A 21,314-nucleotide genomic window follows, 5' to 3' on the forward strand; every position below is an offset into this window, starting at 1 on the left:
CTCACCACTTCTGTACCAGGGTTAGAGTGGTCGCATGCGATGTTGCCGTTCCCGCCGACGCCGCGCCGCGTGCTGCGGGTTCGAGGTGCGCGGAATTGGCTGAGTACCGACTGGACGAGCTTGCTCGTGTCTCCGGGGTCAGCGCCCGCAATATCCGTGCGTACCGCGAACGCGGACTGCTGGATCCGCCGCGGCGGGAAGGCCGGTCCGCCTATTACGACGACTACCACCTGGCTCAACTCCAGACGATCACGCAGCTGCTGGCCAAAGGCTTCAACTCGGCCCACATCGCCGAGTTCTTCGCGACCTTGCGCGAGGGTCTCGACCTGGCCGACATCCTCGGTATTCATCGCGCCGTGCTGGGACCGCTGCGGGACCGGCCGAGCGCCGCGGCGGCGCAGTCGTCTTTGGACATCGATCCCAACGGCGACGAGGCGCGCAAACTCCTCGACAGCGGTTTGGCCCAACTCGTCGACGGCAAGCTGGTACTGGGCGATCGCGCCATGGGCGAGATCGTCAGGCGGGCCACCGACCAACTCGCCTATGTGCGCGCGATTCTGCGCATCTACGACGCGACGAAACAGACCATCGACGAGTTGGCCGCCGAGATCGTCGACGCGTTGAGCGAGGCCCTCACGTCGCGCTTCGGGCCGAACTACGTGCCGAAGGCCGAGCAGATGAGCGAGGTGAGCCGGATCGTCGAGGATCACCGCGAGCTGGCCAACAAGGTCGTCGCGGACCGACTTGACGACGCGTTACGACGAAGGTCGGTGTCCGCGGTTTCGGATTACACCGCCGGAATACTGCTCAGTGGGCGGTGGGACCCGAAGCGGGGCTAACTGGCCGCGCCCGTGATCTGGTGCCACCGCGCCGTCCACTCGTCATAGGACGTGCAGCCGTCTCCGCTGCCGTCCACACACTGTGTCTGCGGCGTGGTCCAGTAGTGGATCTGCGAGGCGAACTCCTCGTCGGTGGCGTGGTAGATGTCGCAGAAGTCCGGTTCGGTGGTGTATTCGCAGGCCTTCGTCTGCGCCGGCGCCTCGCCGAAATACTCGGCAACTTGGGCGTTCACCTCCGGTGAGGTGATCCAGTCCATCCACTTGTACATGCAGTTGGGGTGCGCCGCCTTCGACGAGATCATCCAGGTGTCCGACCAGCCGGTGGCGCCCTCCTTGGGCAGCACGGTATTGACCTGCACCTTGTTGTTGGCGCCGATCGTGTTGGCGGTCAGCTGCCAGGTGGTGCCGATCACCGAACGCCCCGCCTCGAACGCCTGGACCTGTTTCGTGTAGTCCGCCCAGTACTCGCCGATATTCTCGCGCTGTTCCCTCAGCAATTGTGTTGCGGCGTCGAGTTGTTCGGGTGTCAGCGAGTACGGATCGGTGATGCCGAGCTCAGGCTCTGTCTTGGACAGGTACAGCGCCGCATCGGCGATGTAGATCGGCGAATCGTAGGCTGTCACACGACCCTTGTATTTGCCGGCGTCGTCGAACACCGCCGCCCATGAGTTGGGTGCGTCGCGAACGACTTGGATGTTGTACATCAACAGGTTGGCCCCCCAGCCGTGTGGAATCCCGTAGGCCTGTCCGTCGACGGAATTCCACGGCTGGTTCTTGAGGAACGACGAAATGGTTTCGTAATTGGGCACCAAATCCGTGTTGACCGGTGCGACGTCGCCGGCGTAGATCAGCCGCAGCGTGGCGTCGCCTGACGCGGACACCCCGTCGTAGCGGCCGGTCCGCATCAGCGCGACCATCTCGTCGGAGGTGTTGCCCACCGTGACGTTGGTCTGACAGCCGGTTTGCTGCTCGAACGGCGTCACCCAGTCGGCGGACGGGTCGTTGGACCCGTCCTCGGCGTAGCCCGCCCAGGCGATGAGATTGAGCTGGCCTTCCCCGTCGCCGACGGAGCTGTGCGGCGTCATCGCCGGCGGAGGCTCGGAGCTCGGCGACGTCGAGCAGGAACAGGCGAGAAGGAGAACGGTGCAACCGACCATGCTCGTGACGAGACGGGCAGCAGTGGTCTTAGCGCACAACAACATCTACGCGGAATGCTACTCCGAATTCGGCGCGCTGCCCGGTTTCGACGGCTCGTCGGTGTCGTCGTCGGTGTCGTCGCTGCCGGCTCCGTCAGCCCCGGCGTCCGGCGCTGCGGATACTGGCACGCCTGCGCCCAAAGGCTTTTCACCCCCCGGCCCGGCGCCTTCTGCGGTGGCCATCGCCGGCTGTGACGACAGTGCCGACTCGCCGATGTCCGACGTCCCGTTCGGGCGCGCCGTCACGACGGGCCGTCGGATCCTCGGCCGCTCGCGCTCGTCCGCGGTCGCCTTCGACGAATCCGCGTTGGTCACCTCGTCCTGCGAGTCGTCCTGCGATGTGCCGGCCAGAGCGTTATCCGCCGGAGCCTCAGGTGTTTTCGGGTCCCGTTCGGTGGCGGGCCCGCGTAGGCCGAGGCCGGTCAGCGCGTCGTTCACGCCCTCGTCGACGGCGTCGGCCAGATCATCGGCCAGCTTCTCGAGATCGATGTCGCGGAACAACTTCGCGCGCGTGGGCGTACCCATCCTCGCCGGGGTGCGGTCATAGCCCAGCTCGATCAGCTCGCGCAGCACCGGCTGGACCAAGTCGACCACCGGTTCAGGCACACCGAGATCGCGCAGCGGCTGCAGGATCGGAAGGTTCTCTGTGTAGACCAGGTAGTAGGTCGTGTTGCCCTCGGTGTGCATCTGGTAGCGCGTCGGGTCGGTGAGATCGACGACGTCGGGACCGTAGTACGGGTGGATGTAGAAGTAGCCGGCGAGCGCATTGAGGTCGGCCAGCAGATTCAACGGATACTCGGGGAAGTCGGCGATGGCGTCGTACTGGCGCGCGACGTCGACCGTCACGTAATCGTCGTTCGGTGTGGCGCCGTCGAACGTCGCGCCCAGGATCGGGATGTACAGACCTTCGAGCCGCTTGAGGATCCCGCCGTTGGGGCGGTTGGGGTTGGCGAGCAAGAGAAACGACAGCTCGTCGGGGGAGGGCACGCCGGCGGCCCCTTGTTCGCGAAGGTAGTTCAGATTGCGCTTCTCGATCGCGGCGATGCGCCCGCTCTGGGAGTAGCCCACCACGACCTTGGTGCCCGGCGTGGCGCGGATGTCGTTGTCCAGCCTCAGCACGCCCTTGGCCACCGAGGCGTCGAACGTCATGTCGGACAGCCCGGTGGCGGGCCAGAAGTGCTCCGGGGTCTGTACCCACTGCAGCCGGTCCACGGCCGTGTCCAGGCCCAGATAGGTGTCGTTGACCAGGTCCATGAATCCCTGACTCGGTGTCTTCATCCCGGTGCCGCCCATGATCAGCGCCGTCGTGGCGGCCAGCGTGACGATGGTCGTCATCGTCGACGCCAGGGCCAGCACGACGGTGCAGATCACCGCCAGCACGGCCAGGAAAGCCATCCGAGTCATCCGAATCACACGCACGCTCTACTCCTCCTGTCGCGGTGAAACCCTTCGAAGGAAGAGGCCAAGACCTGGCGTTCTGCGGCTGGCTGCATCCCCCGACCCAGCGGAATCGTGCGCTTTGACAGCGTTCGTTGTCAGGGAAATGGCCAAAGACGTTGCACACGTGTGGAATTGGTACGCGTGCATTCCAGGCCGGGTTTGATACAGATGTGACCAGCGGCGTTGGAGTGAAAACTGAGGTAAATGTCGTATCCTGTGGCTCGTGTCCGCCGATCCGTCACCGCCGAGGGCGGTCATATCCCGGCGGAACCTGCTGAAGCTGGCGGCGAGCGTCCCGGCGGCCGTGGGGCTCGGGACGGCGGGCTCGACGCTCGCCTCCCCGCCGGCCTCCGCCGCGCCGCTGGGTGTCCTGTTGGACTATGCGGCAGGCGTCATCAGTGCGTCCGCCATCCGCGCTTCCGGGGCACTCGGAGCTATCCGCTATGTCTCGGACCGCAGACCGGGCGGCGAGTGGATGCTCGGTAAGCCGATCCAGCTGGCCGAGGCGCGGGATCTGTACCGAAACGGCCTGAAGATCGTGTCGTGTTACCAGTACGGGAAACAGGACACCGCCGATTGGCTGGGCGGCCAGAACGCCGGCGTGCAGCACGCCAAGCGGGGTTGGCAGCTGCACGTCGCCGCGGGCGGTTCCTACGGCGCGCCGATCTATGCGTCCATTGACGACAACCCGACGTATGAGCAGTACAAACAACAGGTCGCGCCATATTTGCGGGGCTGGGAGGCGGTGCTCGGCCACCAGCGGGTGGGGGTCTATGCCAACTCCAAGACCATCGAGTGGGCGTTACAGGACGGGCTGGGTGCGTATTTCTGGCAGCACAACTGGGGTTCGCCAGGCAAGGTCGCCCATCCCGCCGCACATCTGCATCAGGTGGAGATCGACAGCCGTAGTGTGGGCGGGGTCGGAGTCGACATCAACCACATCCTCAAGCCCCGATTCGGCCAATGGGACTAGAAAACTTACCGACTAGTAAGGATTGCTAGCAAACTTCTTGGCCGAACCGCGTCGCGAGAATGGCCTGGCGTCACCCGAGCAAGTGCTTGTCCGACCCGCGGACCAGGCGCGGCGCAACCGAAAATTCGTAGATAACGATTTGATAACAATCATGCCTTGATCTGCGCTGTTGTGCCTACTCGACCGTAACCACCTGCATGCAGGACGTTTGTCCGATTGATTTCACGGCGCCCCTTGGGGCCGCGTTACAGAACCGCGGGTTACCCGTACGTAGAACTCGCCAGTAACCGATTGGGCCGTCAAAGTGGGGCTTGTTCTTATGCCACTCTTAGTACGGCTGGAACGGCAGGACAACTGTCACCGAACGACGAGCCAGCCCCCGATTCGACGCCGAATCGAACGCTGGCCTGCGCAGGGGAGCGCGGACGCCGGCGACCCACAGCCGACAGCAGACTTCGACGAGTGATACGCGGTAGCGCCAGAGCAGGACGAGGGAGATAGCGAAACGTGACGATCTATGAGCACGACAGGGTGTCCACCGGGTGGGACGACGGATCAGAACCGACGCACTCCACCCATGCCCTGGTTGATCGTCTGAACGCCGGCGAGCCCTATGCCGTCGCCTTCGGCGGACAGGGCAGCGCTTGGCTGGAGACGCTCGAAGAATTGGTGTCCGCCGCCGGGATCGAAGCCGAGCTGGCCACGCTGGCCGGAGAAGCCGAATTGCTGCTCGAGCCGGTGGCCAGGGAACTGGTCGTGGTCCGGCCCATCGGCTTCGAGCCGCTGCAGTGGGTGCGCGCGCTGGCCGCCGAGGAGCCGGTGCCCACCGCCAAGCAGCTGACGTCGGCGGCCGTTTCGGTGCCCGGCGTCCTGTTGACCCAGATCGCCGCCATCCGGGCGCTGGCCCGCCAGGGCATGGATCTGGTCGCCAAGCCGCCCGTGGCCGTCGCAGGGCACTCCCAGGGCGTACTCGGGGTCGAGGCGCTGGCCGCCGCCGGAGCCAAGGACGTCGAGCTGCTGGCGCTCGCGCAATTGATCGGCGCCGCGGGCACGCTGGTGGCTCGCCGCCGCGGGATCACCGTGCTGGGCGACCGCCCGCCGATGGTGTCGGTCAGCAACGCCGATCCAGAGCGCATCTACGAGCTTCTGGAGGAATTCTCCCAAGACGTGCGCACGGTGCTGCCGCCCGTGCTGTCGATCCGCAACGGCCGCCGCTCCGTCGTCATTACCGGCACCCCCGAGCAGCTGTCCCGGTTCGAGCTGTACTGCCAGCAGATCTCGGAGAAGGAAGAAGCCGAGCGCAAGAACAAGATCCGCGGCGGCGCGGTGTTCAGCCCGGTCTTCGAACCGGTGCAGGTCGAGGTCGGCTTCCATTCGCCGCGGCTGTCCGACGGCGTCGACATCGTCGGCCACTGGGCAGAGGCGGTCGGCCTGGACGTCGAGCTGGCGCGCGAGATGACCGAGGCCATCCTGGTGCGCCAGGTGGACTGGGTGGACGAGATCACCGAACTGCACGAGGCCGGCGCCCGCTGGATCCTCGACCTGGGACCCGGCGACATCCTGACGCGGCTCACCGCGCCGGTCATCCGCGGCCTCGGCGTCGGCATCGTCCCGGCCGCCACCCGCGGCGGGCAGCGCAACCTGTTCACCGTCGGCGCGGTGCCAGAGGTGGCCCGGCCGTGGTCCAGTTACACCCCGACCACGGTGCGGCTGCCCGACGGCTCGATCAAGCTGTCCACCAGGTTCACTCGCCTCACCGGTCGCTCACCGATCCTGCTGGCGGGCATGACGCCGACCACCGTCGACGCCAAGATCGTCGCGGCCGCGGCAAACGCCGGGCACTGGGCTGAGCTCGCCGGCGGCGGCCAGGTCACCGAACCGATCTTCAATAACCGCATCGAGGAACTGACCAAGCTTCTCGAACCGGGCCGCGCGATCCAGTTCAACACACTGTTCCTCGACCCGTACCTGTGGAAGCTGCAGGTCGGCGGAAAACGCTTGGTGCAGAAGGCCCGTCAGTCCGGCGCGCCGATCGACGGCGTGGTCATCAGCGCCGGCATCCCCGACCTCGAAGAGGCCGTCGAGATCATCGACGAGCTCAACAACGTCGGCATCAGCCACGTCGTGTTCAAGCCCGGCACCGTCGAACAGATCCGCTCGGTCATCCGCATCGCCGCCGAGGTGCCCACCAAGCCGGTGATCGTGCACATCGAGGGCGGCCGCGCCGGTGGCCACCACTCCTGGGAAGACCTCGACGACTTGCTGCTGGCCACCTACTCCGAGCTGCGGTCGCGGTCCAACATCACCATCTGCGTTGGCGGCGGCATCGGCACCCCGGAGCGGGCCGCCGAATACCTGACCGGTCGCTGGGCGGCCGCGCACGGTTACCCGCTGATGCCGATCGACGGCATCCTCGTCGGCACCGCCGCGATGGCCACGCTCGAGTCCACCACCTCGCCGCAGGTGAAGCGGATGCTGGTGGAGACCAGCGGCACCGACCACTGGATCAGCGCCGGAAAAGCCCAGGGCGGCATGGCATCCAGCCGCAGCCAGCTCGGCGCCGACATCCACGAGATCGACAACTCCGCTTCCCGCTGCGGCCGGCTGCTCGACGAAGTCGCCGGTGACGCGGAGGCGGTCGCCGCACGGCGCGACGAGATCATCGCCGCGATGGCCAAGACGGCCAAGCCGTACTTCGGCGACGTCGAGGAGATGACCTACCTGCAGTGGCTGCGGCGCTACGTCGAACTGGCCATCGGGGACGGCACGTCGACAGCCGATACCGCGTCCCCGGGTAGCCCGTGGCTGGCCGACACGTGGCGCGACCGGTTCGAGCAGATGCTCAAGCGTGCCGAGGCGCGCCTGCATCCCAAGGACTTCGGCCCCATCGAAACCCTTTTCGCCGACGCGGATCTGCTCGAGCGGCCGGACGAGGCGATCGCCGCGCTGCTGGCCCGCTACCCGGACGCCGAAACCGTCCAGCTGCACCCGGCCGACGTGCCGTTCTTCATCGAGCTGTGCAAGACGCTGGGCAAGCCGGTCAACTTCGTGCCGGTCATCGACAAGGACGTCCGCCGCTGGTGGCGCAGTGACTCGCTGTGGCAGGCCCACGACGCGCGCTACGACGCCGATGCGGTGTGCATCATCCCGGGCACCCAGGCGGTGGCCGGCATCACCCGCCTCGACGAGCCCGTCGGCGAGCTGCTGGACCGCTTCGAGCAGGCCGCGGTCGACCAGGTGCTGGCCGCCAACGGCGAGCCGCAGCCGGTGTTCTCGCGCCGCCAGGGCCGCACCGATGTGACCGGTCCGCTGGCCGTGGTGCTCGATGCCCCCGACGTGTTGTGGGCCGGGCGCACCGCCACCAACCCGGTGCACCGCATCGCCGAGCCGGGCGACTGGCAGGTCAACGAAAACCGTCCGGAGGGCAAGAGCGAAGCGACTCGGGAATTCACCAGGGCCACACACGCTTCCACGGGTGCACGGCTGGAGGTCGCCGACGATTCACACGTCGTGCTGTCCGTCCCGCTGTCGGGCACCTGGATCGAGATCCGCTTCACCCTCACCGACGTGATCCGCAGCGGCGGCGCGCCGGTGGTGTCGGTCGAGGACGCCTCGGCCGCGATGCGCGCCGTGCTGGCGATCGCCGCCGGGGTCGATGGTCCCGATGCTCTTCCGGCGGTGCATGACGGCACCGCGACCGTGACAGTGCCGTGGGATCCCGAGCAGGTCGCCGACCACACCGGCGTCACCGCGACGTTCGGTGCGCCGCTGGCGCCGACGCTGTCGGTGGTCCCCGACGCGCTGGTCGGTCGCTGCTGGCCCGCGGTGTTCGCCGCCATCGGCTCGGCGGTCACCGACACCGGCTTCCCGGTCGTGGAGGGCCTGCTGAGCCTGGTGCACCTCGACCATGCCGCGCATCTGCTGGCCAAGCTACCGACCGAGCCTGCCGAATTGACTGTCGCGGCAACGGCTTCGGTCGCGACCGACACCGAGGTGGGCCGCGTCGTGCCCGTTTCGGTGACTGTCTCGGCTGCCGACGGCACCGTGCTGGCTCGGCTGGAGGAGCGCTTCGCGATCCGCGGCCGGACCGGCGAGGCGGAGCTGACGGACCCGGTGCGGGCCGGCGGCGCGATCTCCGACAACGCCACCGAGACCCCGCGTCGTCGTCGTCGCGACGTCACCGTCGGCGCTCCCGTCGACATGCGGCCGTTCGCGGTGGTCTCCGGTGACCACAACCCGATCCACACCGACCGCGCCGCCGCCCTGTTGGCGGGGCTGCAGTCGCCCATTGTGCACGGGATGTGGCTGTCGGCGGCGGCGCAGCACGTCGTCACCGCCACCGACGGCCGGGCCGTTCCGCCTGCTCGGCTGGTCGGCTGGACCGCGCGGTTCCTGGGCATGGTGCTGCCCGGTGACGAGATCGAATTCCGCGTCGATCGCGTCGGAATCGACGTCGGCGCAGAGGTTTTAGAGATCAGCGCCAAGGTCGGCAGCGACCTCGTCATGTCGGCGACCGCTCGGCTGGCCGCGCCCAAGACCGTCTACGCGTTCCCAGGCCAGGGCATCCAGCACAAGGGCATGGGCATGGAGGTGCGCGCCCGGTCCAAAGCCGCCCGCAAGGTGTGGGACTCCGCGGACAAGTTCACCCGCGAAACCCTGGGCTTCTCGGTGCTGCACGTGGTGCGCGACAACCCGACCAGCCTGATCGCGGCGGGCGTGCATTATCAACACCCCGAAGGCGTGCTGTACCTGACGCAGTTCACTCAGGTCGCGATGGCGACGGTGGCGGCGGCGCAGGTCGCCGAGATGCGTGAGCAGGGCGCTTTCGTCGAGGGAGCCATCGCGTGCGGGCACTCCGTCGGCGAGTACACCGCGCTGGCCTGCGTGTCCGGGGTGTACGAGCTGGAGGCGCTGCTGGAGGTGGTGTTCCACCGCGGCAGCAAGATGCACGACATCGTGCCGCGCGACGAGCTCGGCCGGTCCAACTACAGGCTGGCGGCGATCCGGCCGTCACAGATTGACTTGGCGGACAAGGACGTTCCGGGGTTCATCGACGAAATCTCCAAGCGCACCGGGGAATTCCTCGAGATCGTCAACTTCAACCTGCGTGGCTCGCAGTACGCCATCGCGGGCACCGTCGCCGGCCTGGAGGCGTTGGAGGAAGAGGTCGAGAAACGCCGCGAGATCACCGGCGGGAAGCGGTCGTTCATCCTGGTGCCCGGCATCGATGTGCCGTTCCACTCGTCGGTGCTGCGGGTCGGCGTCGCCGACTTCCGCCGCTCGCTGGAGCGCGTCATGCCGCGCGACAAGGATCCCGAGCTGATCATCGGCCGCTACATCCCCAACCTGGTGCCCAAGCCGTTCAGCCTGGATCGCGAATTCATTCAGGAGATCCGCGATCTGGTGCCGGCCGAGCCACTCGACGAGATCCTCGCCGACTACGACACCTGGCGGAACGAGAAGCCGCGCGAGCTGTGCCGCAAGATCGTCATCGAATTGCTGGCCTGGCAGTTCGCCAGCCCGGTGCGCTGGATCGAGACGCAGGACCTGCTGTTCATCGAGGAGGCCGCGGGCGGACTCGGCGTGGAGCGGTTCGTCGAGATCGGCGTGAAGTCCGCGCCGACTGTGGCGGGCCTGGCATCCAACACGCTCAAGCTGCCCGAATACTCGCACAGCACAGTGGAAGTGCTGAATTCTGAGCGCGACGCGGCGGTGCTGTTCGCCACCGACACCGATCCGGAACCCGAACCGGAGGAAGCCGAGGAGGCACCCGTCGAGGCCGCTGAGGCCACCGTCGACGCCGCACCTGCCGCCCCGGCGGCACCCGCGTCCGCGCCCGGTGCGCCCCGCCCCGACGACCTCACCTTCGACGCCAGCGATGCCACCATGGCGCTCATCGCGCTGTCGGCGAAGATGCGGATGGATCAGATCGAGGCGCTCGATTCGATCGAGTCGATCACCGACGGCGCGTCCTCGCGCCGCAATCAGTTGCTGGTCGACCTGGGTTCCGAGCTGAACCTCGGCGCCATCGACGGCGCGGCCGAGGCGGATCTGGGCGCGTTGAAGGGTCAGGTCACCAAGCTGGCCCGGACCTACAAGCCGTTCGGCCCAGTGCTTTCCGATGCGATCAACGATCAGCTGCGTACCGTGCTCGGCCCGTCCGGCAAGCGCCCGGCCTACATCGCCGAGCGGGTCCGCAAGACGTGGGAGCTCGGCGAGGGCTGGGTCAAGCATGTGACCGTCGAGATGGCGCTGGGCACTCGCGAGGGCAGCAGCGTGCGTGGCGGCAACCTCGGCGGCTTGCACGAGGGTGCGCTGGCCGACGCCGCCACCGTCGACAAGGTCATCGACGCGGCGGTCGCCGCGGTGGGCGCACGTCACGGCGTGGCGGTCTCGCTGCCGTCGGCCGGCGGCGCTGGTGGCGGTGTGGTGGATTCGGCCGCACTCGGTGAGTTCGCCGAAAAGGTCACCGGCCGTGACGGTGTGCTGGCCTCGGCGGCCCGCCTGGTGCTCGGCCAGCTCGGTCTCGACGATGCGGTCACCACACCGGAGACCGCGACCGACGCGGAGCTCATCGACCTGGTCACCGCCGAACTCGGTTCGGACTGGCCGCGTTTGGTCGCTCCGGCATTCGATGCGCGCAAGGCCGTGGTGTTCGACGACCGTTGGGCCAGCGCCCGTGAGGACCTGGTCAAGATCTGGCTGGCCGACGACGACGAGATCGACGCCGACTGGCCGCGGCTGTCCGAGCGCTTCGAGGGCGCCGGCCATGTCGTTGCCACCCAAGCCAATTGGTGGCAGGGCAAGGCACTGGCGTCCGGGCGCACCATCCATGCGTCGCTGTATGGACGCATTGCCGCGGGTGCGGAGAACCCGGGCAATGGGCGCTACAGCGACGAGGTCGCGGTGGTGACCGGCGCCTCAAAGGGGTCGATCGCGTCTGCGGTGGTGGCCAAGCTGCTCGACGGCGGAGCAACCGTCATCGCGACCACGTCGCGCCTGGACGACGACCGGCTGGAGTTCTACAAGACCCTCTACCGGGAGAACGCTCGTTTCGACGCGACCCTGTGGGTGGTGCCCGCCAACATGGCGTCGTACTCCGACATCGACGCGCTCGTCCAGTGGATCGGCACCGAGCAGACGGAAAGCCTTGGCCCGCAGTCGATTCACATCAAGGACGCGCAAACCCCGACGCTGCTGTTCCCGTTCGCCGCACCGCGGGTGGGCGGCGACATGTCGGAGGCGGGTGCACGCGCCGAGATGGAGATGAAGGTCCTGCTGTGGGCCGTCGAGCGGCTGATCGGCGGGCTGTCGTCGATCGGCGCCGAGCGCGATATCGCCTCCCGGCTGCATGTGGTGCTGCCCGGTTCGCCCAACCGCGGCATGTTCGGCGGCGACGGCGCCTACGGCGAGTCGAAGTCGGCGCTGGACGCCGTGGTGACGCGCTGGAGCGCGGAATCGTCGTGGGCGCAACGTGTCAGCCTGGCGCATGCGCTGATCGGCTGGACCAAGGGCACCGGTCTGATGGGTCGCAACGACGTCATCGTCGACGCCGTCGAAGAGGCCGGAGTGCGCACCTACACCACCGACGAGATGGCCGCGATGCTGCTCGAACTGTGCGACATCGAGTCCAAGGTGGCCGCCGCACGTGAGCCCCTCAAGGCCGATCTGACCGGCGGGCTCGGCGATGTCAAGCTAGACATGGCCGAGCTGGCCGCCAAGGCCCGCGAGGAAATGTCTGCTGCCGCTTCCGAAGACGATGACGACGCGGAGGGCGCCATTCTGGCACTGCCGTCACCGCCGCGCGGCTACACGCCCGCGCCGGCGCCCGAATGGGCCGACCTCGACGTCGATCCGGCGGACCTGGTGGTCATCGTCGGCGGCGCCGAACTGGGCCCGTACGGCTCGTCGCGCACCCGGTTCGAGATGGAGGTCGACAACGAACTCTCCGCGGCGGGCGTGCTGGAGCTAGCGTGGACGACCGGCCTGGTGAAGTGGGAGGACGATCCCAAACCCGGCTGGTATGACACCGAAACCGGTGAACTGGTGCCCGAAGAGGAGATCGTCGAGCGCTACCACGACGAGGTTGTGCGGCGCTGTGGTATTCGAGAATTCGTCGACGACGGTGCCATCGATCCCGATCACGCCTCCCCGCTGCTGGTGTCGGTGTTCCTGGACAAGGACTTCTCGTTCGTGGTGTCCAGTGAGGCCGACGCCCGGGCGTTTGTCGAATTCGATCCGGAGCACACCGTCGCACGCCCGGTGCCCGATTCGTCGGACTGGCAGGTGATCCGCAAGGCGGGCACCGAGATTCGGGTGCCGCGCAAGACGAAGCTGTCGCGCACGGTCGGGGCGCAGATCCCGACCGGATTCGATCCGACGGTGTGGGGCATCACGCCCGACATGGCGAATTCGATTGACCGCGTGGCGTTGTGGAACATCGTCGCGACCGTGGACGCCTTCCTGTCGGCCGGATTCACGCCGACCGAGCTGATGCGCTGGGTGCACCCGAGCCTGGTGGCCAGCACCCAGGGCACCGGTATGGGCGGCATGACGTCGATGCAGACCATGTACCACGGCAACCTGCTCGGCCGAGCCAAGCCGAACGACATCCTGCAGGAGGTGCTGCCGAACGTCGTTGCAGCACATGTGATGCAGTCCTATGTCGGCGGCTACGGCGCGATGATCCACCCGGTCGGCGCGTGCGCCACCGCGGCGGTGTCGGTCGAGGAGGGCGTCGACAAGATCAAACTCGGCAAGGCCGACCTGGTGGTCGCCGGCGGTTTCGACGACCTGACGCTGGAGGCCATCATCGGCTTCGGTGACATGGCGGCCACCGCCGACACCGAGATGATGCGGGCCAAGGGCATCAGCGATTCGAAGTTCTCCCGCGCCAACGACCGTCGTCGACTCGGCTTCGTCGAGGCCCAGGGCGGCGGCACCATCCTGCTGGCCCGCGGCGACCTGGCACTCAAGATGGGTCTGCCTGTGCTTGCGGTGGTGGGCTATGCGCAGAGCTTCGCCGACGGTGTGCACACCTCGATCCCCGCTCCGGGGCTCGGCGCGCTGGGCGCCGGTCGCGGCGGCAAGGATTCGGTGCTGGCGCGCTCGCTGGCGAAGCTGGGCGTGGGTGCCGACGACATCGCGGTGATCTCCAAGCACGACACCTCGACGCTGGCCAACGACCCCAACGAGACCGAGCTGCACGAGCGGCTGGCCGACTCGATGGGCCGCGCACCCGGCAACCCGCTGTTCATCGTCAGCCAGAAGACGCTGACCGGGCACGCCAAGGGCGGCGCCGCGGTGTTCCAGATGATGGGTCTGTGCCAGATCCTGCGCGACGGCGTCATCCCGCCGAACCGCAGCCTGGACTGCGTCGACGACGAGTTGGCCACCTCCGGCCATTTCGTCTGGCCGCGCGAGACCCTGCGTATGGGCGACAAATTCCCGCTCAAGGCCGGTCTGGTGACCAGCCTCGGGTTCGGGCACGTGTCGGGTCTGATCGCACTGGTGCATCCGCAGGCGTTCTTGGCGGCGCTGTCGCCCGAGCAGCGCGAGGCCTACAAGCAGCGCGCCGACGCGCGGGTGCTGGCCGGCCAGCGCAGGCTGGCGTCGGCGATCGCCGGCGGCCCGCCGATGTACGAGCGGCCGGCCGACCGTCGCTTCGACCACGACGTGCCGGAGAAGCGGCAGGAGGCGGCGATGCTGCTGGATCCCGCGGCCCGGCTGGGCGATGGCGATGTGTACGTGCGCTAGCCTGCAGCCGTGGCGATAGTCGGAGTGGGAATCGACCTGGTGTCGATTCCCGACTTCGCCGAACAGGTCGACCGCCCGGGCACGATGTTCGCCGAGACGTTCACCCCCGGCGAACGCCGCGACGCCGCCGACAAGAGTTCGTCGGCGGCACGGCACCTGGCCGCCCGCTGGGCCGCCAAGGAGGCGGTGATCAAGGCGTGGTCGGGGTCACGGTTCGCCAAACGGCCCGTGTTGCCGGAGGACATCCACCGCGACATCGAGGTGGTGACCGACATGTGGGGCCGGCCGAAGGTGCGGCTGTCCGGTGACATCGCCAAGCATCTCAAGGACGTGACCATCCACGTGTCGTTGACGCACGAGGCCGACACCGCCGCGGCCGTCGCGATCATCGAGGAGCCGTAGTTTCTGTCTGCTCGCGGCGGAAGGTGACCCGCTAGCCTCGTCTACATGAGTGATCTGGTCGAGCGGGTACGCGAAGTGCTGCCGTCGGTGCGGCACGATCTCGAAGAGTTGATCCGCATCCCATCGGTCTGGGCCGACCCGGCCCGGCGGGCCGACGTGGCGCGTAGTGCCGAGGCGGTGGCAAAGCTCTTGCGAGACGCGGGCTTTCCGGATGTGCAGATCGTCAGCGAAACAGGCGCCCCCGCCGTCATCGCCCGCTACCCGGCACCAGCCGGGGCGCCGACGGTGCTGCTCTACGCCCACCACGACGTGCAACCCGAAGGCGAACTGAGCCATTGGATTTCCCCTCCGTTCGAGCCCAGCGAGCGCAATGGCCGCCTCTACGGGCGCGGTAGCGCCGACGACAAGGCCGGTATCGCAACGCATTTGGCGGCATTCCGGGCTTTCGACGGCAAGCCGCCGGTCGGCGTGACGGTGTTCGTCGAGGGCGAGGAGGAATCGGGTTCGCCGTCGCTGGGCCGCCTGCTTGCCGCGCACCGGGACACCCTGGCCGCCGACGTCATCGTGATCGCCGACTCCGACAACTGGAGCACCGAAATCCCGGCGTTGACAGTGTCATTGCGTGGCCTGGCCGACTGCATCGTGGAAGTCGCGACGCTTGACCACGGCCTGCACTCCGGGCTGTGGGGCGGCGTGGTACCCGACGCGCTGACGGTCCTCGTGCGTCTGTTGGCCAGCCTGCACGACGACGACGGCAATGTGGCCGTCGCGGGCCTGCACGAGACGCGTGCGGCCGACGTCGACCGCGGGCCCGACTGGGTGCGCAAGGAATCCGGACTGCTCGACGGAGTATCCGAAATCGGCTCTGGCTCTGTGGTGCAACGGCTTTGGGCCAAACCGGCGATCACCGTCATCGGCATCGACACCACGCCCATCGACAAGTCGTCGAACACGCTGATTCCGCGGGCCCGCGCGAAGATCAGCATGCGGGTGGCGCCCGGCGGTGACGCCCGCGACCACCTGGCGGCGCTGACGCGCCATCTCGAGCAGCATGCACCGTGGGGCGCGCGGGTCACCGTCACGCCGGGTGACATCGGCCAGCCGTATGCGATCGACGCCAGCGGTCCCGTCTACGACGCCGCGCGCTCCGCCTTCCGGCAGGCGTGGGGTAACGACCCCGTCGATATGGGCATGGGCGGATCGATCCCCTTCATCGCCGAGTTCGCGGCGGCGTTCCCGTCAGCCAAGATTTTGGTGACCGGCGTGGAAGACCCTGGTACACAAGCCCATAGCGTCAACGAGAGCCTGCATCTGGGTGTGCTCGCACGCGCGGCGACGGCCGAGGCACTCCTGCTACAGAACCTCGCGAACCTGGGTTAGACCGAAAGATCCCGGCGCAGCTTGGCGACGTGACCGGTGGCGCGGACGTTGTACTGCGCCTCGGCGATCTTGCCGTTCTCGTCGACGACGAACGTCGAGCGGATGACGCCCTGCACGGTCTTGCCGTACATCGTCTTCTCACCGAATGCGCCCCAGGCCGTCAACACCTTCTTGTCGGGGTCGGACAGCAACGGGAAGGTCAGGCCCTGCTCGTCGCGGAACTTCGCGAGTTTGGCGGGCTTGTCGGGTGAGATCCCGACGACGTCGAGTCCGGCTTCGTTGAGTTCGCTCAGGTTGTCGCGGAAGTCACACGCCTGTTTGGTGCAGCCCGGAGTGGACGCGGCGGGATAGAAGTACACGATGACCTTGCGGCCCTTGTAGTCCGACAGCTTGACCGTGTTGCCGTCGGCATCGGGCAGGCTGAATGCGGGAGCCTTGTCGCCTACCTTGAGTCGCGGGGTCTGTGGCATGCGTGGTGAACCCTTCTCGTCGACCGGTGCGCCGGGATGAGTGCCGACTGAACTAGGGTAGTTCGCTAAGGCAGCGGCTCGGCATCACGCCGGCTACGCGGGGGATAGGGAGGCACAGTGGCGAACCGGGATCCCGACAGCATCAAGAGGGACATCGATCAGGCTCGCGAGCAGTTGGCGTCGACCGTGGACTCGCTTGCCGAGCGGGCCAATCCTCGTCGGATCGCCGATGACGCCAAGGCCGGGGTGGTCCGATTCGTCAAGAAGCCGGCCGTGACGATCTCGCTGGCCGGTGTGGGCGCGCTGGTCGTGCTGCTGGTGATTCGCAAGCTCAGACGACGCTGACGGAGTTTGCTCAGCGGTGACGGCGGGGCAGCAACCATTCGGTGAGCGAAAACGCCGGCGGATTGGCGGTACGGCCGAGGCGGTTGCAGCTGTACACGAACAACGGCTGTTGCGCAGTTACGTCGCCGTCAGACTGTCCATCCGACCAACCCGGCGTGCCCGGTGCGCCTGACGTCGGCATCAGCTAATTCCTCGATTCGTGTACCGCAGCTGGCGCAAGGAGGACGTCCAGGCGTATTCAGCTAATGCAAGCATAGCACCGGTGCCACCTTCTACCCAGCTTGAACGACGCATTTCCGCGAGATTGTCAATGATCCGCAACCATTGATCGATGGCAGATCACGTCGGCATCAGGTCGCCTACGGTGGTTGTTAGCACATTTTACAACGCTACCGGCGAGTATCCGGGAAATATTGTCGAAAACGTCAACCGCAACCACTGAATGATAGCCGGCACGGCAAGACGAGGCTGGGAAACAAGCCCGCGGACCGCGCGCGATCTGCGCGGTAGCGGTGAAATTGAGTGCGCCGTCAGGGTTTCGAACCCCGGACCCGCTGATTAAGAGTCAGCTGCTCTACCAACTGAGCTAACGGCGCGCGTGTGCGACAATAACAGGCCTTGCGGCACAGGGTGAAATCGCCCGACGGCCGCGCGCGCTGCCGACGCTGCGGTGGCGCGCGCTATCCATCGTAGCCCTTAGACTATTGCCAATAATCGGTCGATCCAGACCCTGTTTGCGAGGTGGAGTACAGCATGTGGCAGGTCCAATCGGTGACCCGTCGCCGACATCGACCCTGGTTGACCGCTCTAGCGCTGGTGCCGGCCGTGGTGTTTGGCCTGAGCGGCTGCAGCGGCGATTCCGGCCAGGAGCCGGTCCAGGTGATCACCGATAAGGGCACCCCGTACCACGACCTGCTGGTGCCGAAGATCATCTCCTCGGTCAAGGACGGCGCCGTCGGCGTCACGGTCGAGGCACCCGTCACGGTCAGCGCCGAGGACGGCGTGCTCGACTCCGTCACGATGGTCAACGAAGAAGGCGAACCGGTCTCCGGCGAACTCAGCAAGGACGGGTTGACCTGGTCGACGACCGAACCGCTGGGCTACAACAAGCGGTACACGCTGACGGCACGGTCGTTGGGCCTCGGCGGTGCCACCAGCCAGCAGATGTCGTTCCAAACGCATTCGCCGGAAAACCTGACCATGCCGTATGTGCTGCCCAATGACGGCGAGGTCGTCGGCGTCGGCCAGCCGGTCGCGATCCGCTTCGACGAGAACATCCCCAACCGCGTGGCGGCCGAGCGAGCCATCACGGTCAAGACCACCCCACACGTCGAGGGCGCGTTCTACTGGCTCAACAACCGCGAAGTCCGTTGGCGCCCAGCGCGTTACTGGAAGCCGGGAACGACCGTCGAGGTCAACGTCAACACCTACGGCGTAGAACTCGGCGACGGGCTGTTCGGCCAGGACAACGTCACCACGAAGTTCACCATCGGCGACGAGGTCATCGCGACCGCCGACGACGCCACCAAGACGCTGACCGTGCGTCGCAACGGCGCGGTCATCAAGACGATGCCGATTTCGATGGGCAAGAACAAGACGCCCACGAACAACGGCATCTACATCGTCGGCGATCGGTTCCCGCACCTGATCATGGACTCGTCCACCTACGGCGTGCCGGTGAACTCACCCGACGGCTACCGCACCGAAGTCGATTGGGCCACCCAGATCTCCTACAGCGGTATCTACGTGCACGCCGCCCCGTGGTCGGTGGGCAGCCAGGGCTACAGCAACGTCAGCCACGGCTGCATTAACGTCAGCACCAGCAACGGCCGGTGGTTCTTCGACAACACCAAACGCGGCGACATCGTCGAGATCCGCAACACGGTCGGGCCAGTGCTGCCCGGCACGGATGGCCTTGGCGACTGGAACATCCCCTGGGAGCAGTGGAAGGCCGGCAACGCCAGCATCTGACGCGGTGGGCGCATCCACTTAGTGGCTGCCGGATATCGCCGAAACGACAATGCGGGCCTCATCTGAGGCCCGCATTGCCATCTTCGGGGTGGCTGACGGGACTCGAACCCGCGACAGCCAGGATCACAACCTGGTGCTCTACCAACTGAACTACAGCCACCATCGCCGCATGAGCGGCGCCGTCGATACTAGCCGCTCGGGCGCTCGACAGCCGAATCGATAGTCTGCGAGTCGCCGTTGGAGGCCGCCAACTCGGCCGCAATCGCGGCGATATCGCTGGTCGACGGGCCCGGCGGCGGCACGAACGCGGTGCGTCGGTAGTACTTCAATTCCCGGATGGATTCGTGGATGTCGGCCAACGCGCGATGCGCCAGCCCCTTCTCGGGCTGTCCGAAGTAGATCCGCGGGTACCAGCGTCGGCACAGCTCCTTGATCGAGCTGACGTCGATCATCCGGTAGTGCAGGTAATCGTCGAGAACCGGCATGTCGCGGGCGATGAAACCGCGGTCGGTGGCAATCGAATTGCCCGCCAGCGGCGCGGTCTTGGCCTGCTTGACGTGGGTGCGGATGTAGTCGAGCACCAGCTGCTCGGCCTCGGCCACATCGACGGTCGACGCGCGCACCTCATCGATCAGGCCGGAGCGGGTGTGCATCTGCGCCACCACGTCGATCATGTTCGACAGCGCATCCTCGTCGGCGTGAATGACCACGTCGATACCCTCACCGAGGATGTTGAGGTCGGCATCGGTGACCAGTACCGCAATCTCGATGAGCCGGTCGGACCGCAGGTCCAGGCCGGTCATCTCACAGTCGATCCACACCAATTCGTCACGCACAGCGCTCCACAGTATTCGCACGCCCGTCAACTGGCTCCCAGACCCGCCCGGTTGGCAAGTAATGTCAGGACCCGATCGTCAGTCGTTCGCGCAAAGGGAGGACCGCGGCATGACCACCGAATCGACAGGCACCCCGGCGCAGCAGATCGCGGCCGGTTATGCCGTCGAAGGCCAGGCGCTGGAGTTGGGCACCGTCGTCGTCGACGGCACCGCCGACCCGGCCGCCCAGATCCGCATCCCGCTGGCCACCGTCAACCGGCACGGGCTCGTCGCCGGCGCCACCGGCACCGGCAAGACAAAGTCGCTGCAGGTCATCGCCGAACAGCTGTCGGCCGCCGGGGTGCCCGTGCTGATGGCCGACGTCAAGGGCGACCTGTCCGGCCTGTCCCGCCCCGGCGAGCAGGGCGACAAGATCGCCGAGCGGGCCAAGGACACCGGCGACCAGTGGACGCCGACGGCATATCCCGTCGAGTTTCTGTCGCTGGGCACCACTGGAATCGGTGTTCCGGTGCGCGCCACCGTCACCAGTTTCGGGCCGATCCTGCTGTCAAAGGTATTGGGGCTCAACCAGACTCAGGAGTCCACTCTCGGCCTGATCTTCCACTGGGCAGATCAGAAGGGGCTGCCGCTGGTGGACCTCAAGGATCTGCGGTCGGTTATCCAGTACCTCACCAGCGACGAGGGCAAGCCCGAGTTGAAGGCGCTGGGCGCGGTGTCGTCGACGACGGCCGGCGTCATCCTGCGTGCGCTGGTGAACCTAGAGGCCGAGGGCGGCGACACCTTCTTCGGCGAGCCCGAACTCGAACCCGAGGACCTGATGCGCGTCGACGCCCAGGGCCGCGGCATCATCACGCTGCTGGAAGTCGGCCAGCAGGCCGCCCGGCCGGTGATGTTCTCGACATTTTTGATGTGGGTGCTGGCCGACTTGTTCACCACGCTGCCGGAGGTCGGCGACGTCGACAAGCCGAAGCTGGTGTTTTTCTTCGACGAGGCCCATCTGCTGTTCACCGACGCGTCGAAGGCGTTCCTCGAGCAGGTGGAGCAGACCGTCAAGCTGATCCGGTCCAAGGGCGTCGGCGTGTTCTTCTGCACTCAGTTGCCGACCGATGTGCCCAACGAGGTGCTCTCGCAGCTCGGCGCGCGGATCCAGCACGCCCTGCGCGCATTCACTCCGGACGATCAGAAGGCCCTGTCCAAGACGGTGCGCACCTACCCGAAGACCGATGTCTACGACCTGGAGAAGGCGCTGACGTCACTGGGCATCGGTGAAGCGATCGTCACCGTGCTCTCGGAGAGGGGTGCGCCGACGCCGGTCGCGTGGACGCGGATGCGGGCCCCACGCTCGCTGATGGACACCATCGGGCCCGACGCCATCACCGCCGCAGCGAAGGCCAGCCCGCTGCAGGCCGAGTACGGCCAGACCATCGACGGCGACTCGGCTTTCGAACGGCTGGCCGCGAAACTGGCACCGCCGCCCGGCGCAGGCGAATTCGCCGGCGCCGAGGCCGAAGTCGAGGTGCCCGTGCCCGCGGGGGGTGAGGTGCCGCCGATGCCCGCGCCGGCGCAGCCCGAAGAGCCCGGCTTCTTCGAGAAGATGGCAAGCAGCCCGGCGTTCAAGAGCGCCATGCGATCGGCGGGCACCGTCATCGGCCGCGAGATCACCCGCAGTATCTTCGGCACCGGCCGTCGACGCCGCCGTTAGTCGC

The 21,314-nt window shown here is 67.0% G+C and carries 12 protein-coding genes and 2 tRNA genes; 8 read left to right on the forward strand and 6 right to left on the reverse strand.

Translation table 11 applies throughout. The features are described 5' to 3' along the window. The first annotated feature begins 95 nt into the window (after positions 1-95). Positions 96-839, forward strand: coding sequence for a MerR family transcriptional regulator (locus tag CWS39_RS07855; RefSeq protein WP_102142447.1), 744 nt, complete (start codon positions 96-98; stop codon positions 837-839). Here CWS39_RS07855 and CWS39_RS07860 read toward each other — a convergent pair. Next, positions 836-1,996, reverse strand: a complete 1,161-nt coding sequence (locus tag CWS39_RS07860) for an ABC transporter substrate-binding protein (protein ID WP_199178002.1) — start codon at positions 1,994-1,996, stop codon at positions 836-838. The two genes, CWS39_RS07855 and CWS39_RS07860, sit on opposite strands and share 4 nt — an antisense overlap. A gap of 57 nt (positions 1,997-2,053) precedes the next feature. Next, positions 2,054-3,430 carry a PE-PPE domain-containing protein gene (locus tag CWS39_RS07865; RefSeq protein ID WP_158240327.1) on the reverse strand — a complete coding sequence of 459 codons (1,377 nt, stop codon included), beginning with the start codon at positions 3,428-3,430 and terminating at the stop codon, positions 2,054-2,056. Positions 3,431-3,731: 301 nt separating this feature from the next. On the opposite strand from CWS39_RS07865, the gene CWS39_RS07870 reads away from it, so the two are divergent. The 4 genes from CWS39_RS07870 to CWS39_RS07885 all read left to right on the forward strand — a co-directional run bounded on the left by CWS39_RS07870 (position 3,732) and on the right by CWS39_RS07885 (position 15,986). Next, entirely contained in the window at positions 3,732-4,448 is a 717-nt protein-coding gene (locus CWS39_RS07870; RefSeq protein WP_102142448.1) for a DUF1906 domain-containing protein, read from the forward strand. 507 nt (positions 4,449-4,955) lie between these two features. Next, positions 4,956-14,204, forward strand: coding sequence for a type I polyketide synthase (locus CWS39_RS07875; RefSeq protein ID WP_102142350.1), 9,249 nt, complete (start codon positions 4,956-4,958; stop codon positions 14,202-14,204). A 9-nt stretch (positions 14,205-14,213) separates the two neighbouring features. Next, complete coding sequence (gene acpS, locus CWS39_RS07880) at positions 14,214-14,606, forward strand: holo-ACP synthase AcpS (protein WP_102142351.1); 393 nt, start codon at positions 14,214-14,216, stop codon at positions 14,604-14,606. A 45-nt stretch (positions 14,607-14,651) separates the two neighbouring features. Continuing rightward, a complete protein-coding gene (locus CWS39_RS07885) occupies positions 14,652-15,986 on the forward strand; it encodes a dipeptidase (protein WP_199178003.1) in 1,335 nt (444 codons plus the stop codon). Here CWS39_RS07885 and bcp read toward each other — a convergent pair. Continuing rightward, positions 15,983-16,456 carry a thioredoxin-dependent thiol peroxidase gene (bcp, locus tag CWS39_RS07890; protein ID WP_102142352.1) on the reverse strand — a complete coding sequence of 158 codons (474 nt, stop codon included), beginning with the start codon at positions 16,454-16,456 and terminating at the stop codon, positions 15,983-15,985. The two genes, CWS39_RS07885 and bcp, sit on opposite strands and share 4 nt — an antisense overlap. Positions 16,457-16,573: 117 nt before the next feature. On the opposite strand from bcp, the gene CWS39_RS07895 reads away from it, so the two are divergent. Continuing rightward, positions 16,574-16,801 carry a DUF3618 domain-containing protein gene (locus CWS39_RS07895; protein ID WP_102142353.1) on the forward strand — a complete coding sequence of 76 codons (228 nt, stop codon included), beginning with the start codon at positions 16,574-16,576 and terminating at the stop codon, positions 16,799-16,801. Between the two features lie 523 nt (positions 16,802-17,324). On the opposite strand, the gene CWS39_RS07900 is transcribed toward CWS39_RS07895, so the two are convergent. Next, positions 17,325-17,397: transfer RNA gene (locus tag CWS39_RS07900), tRNA-Lys, on the reverse strand. Positions 17,398-17,554: 157 nt separating this feature from the next. Between CWS39_RS07900 and CWS39_RS07905 the strand changes: the two genes are divergently transcribed. Next, complete coding sequence (locus tag CWS39_RS07905; RefSeq protein ID WP_102142450.1) at positions 17,555-18,772, forward strand: L,D-transpeptidase; 1,218 nt, start codon at positions 17,555-17,557, stop codon at positions 18,770-18,772. 87 nt (positions 18,773-18,859) lie between these two features. Here the strand turns inward: CWS39_RS07905 and CWS39_RS07910 are convergent. Continuing rightward, a tRNA-His gene (locus CWS39_RS07910) sits at positions 18,860-18,932 on the reverse strand. 28 nt (positions 18,933-18,960) lie between these two features. Further along, entirely contained in the window at positions 18,961-19,608 is a 648-nt protein-coding gene (gene orn / locus CWS39_RS07915; protein WP_199178004.1) for an oligoribonuclease, read from the reverse strand. A 109-nt stretch (positions 19,609-19,717) separates the two neighbouring features. Here orn and CWS39_RS07920 point away from each other — a divergent pair, with 109 nt between their 5' ends. Next, positions 19,718-21,310: a helicase HerA-like domain-containing protein gene (locus tag CWS39_RS07920; RefSeq protein ID WP_102142355.1), complete on the forward strand. Its 1,593-nt coding sequence runs from the start codon at positions 19,718-19,720 to the stop codon at positions 21,308-21,310. Positions 21,311-21,314: the final 4 nt, after the last annotated feature.

This window comes from Mycobacterium hubeiense (assembly GCF_002838065.1).
In the GTDB taxonomy this organism is placed as follows: domain Bacteria; phylum Actinomycetota; class Actinomycetes; order Mycobacteriales; family Mycobacteriaceae; genus Mycobacterium; species Mycobacterium hubeiense.

Excerpts from the sequence above, each read along its gene's own strand:
- CWS39_RS07860 (WP_199178002.1), bottom strand. The coding sequence starts at position 1,996 with ATGGTCGGTTGCACCGTTCTCCTTCTCGCCTGTTCCTGCTCGACGTCG.
- CWS39_RS07865 (WP_158240327.1), bottom strand. The coding sequence starts at position 3,430 with ATGGCTTTCCTGGCCGTGCTGGCGGTGATCTGCACCGTCGTGCTGGCC.
- CWS39_RS07885 (WP_199178003.1), top strand. The coding sequence starts at position 14,652 with ATGAGTGATCTGGTCGAGCGGGTACGCGAAGTGCTGCCGTCGGTGCGG.
- bcp (WP_102142352.1), bottom strand. The coding sequence starts at position 16,456 with ATGCCACAGACCCCGCGACTCAAGGTAGGCGACAAGGCTCCCGCATTC.
- CWS39_RS07905 (WP_102142450.1), top strand. The coding sequence starts at position 17,555 with ATGTGGCAGGTCCAATCGGTGACCCGTCGCCGACATCGACCCTGGTTG.
- CWS39_RS07920 (WP_102142355.1), top strand. The coding sequence starts at position 19,718 with ATGACCACCGAATCGACAGGCACCCCGGCGCAGCAGATCGCGGCCGGT.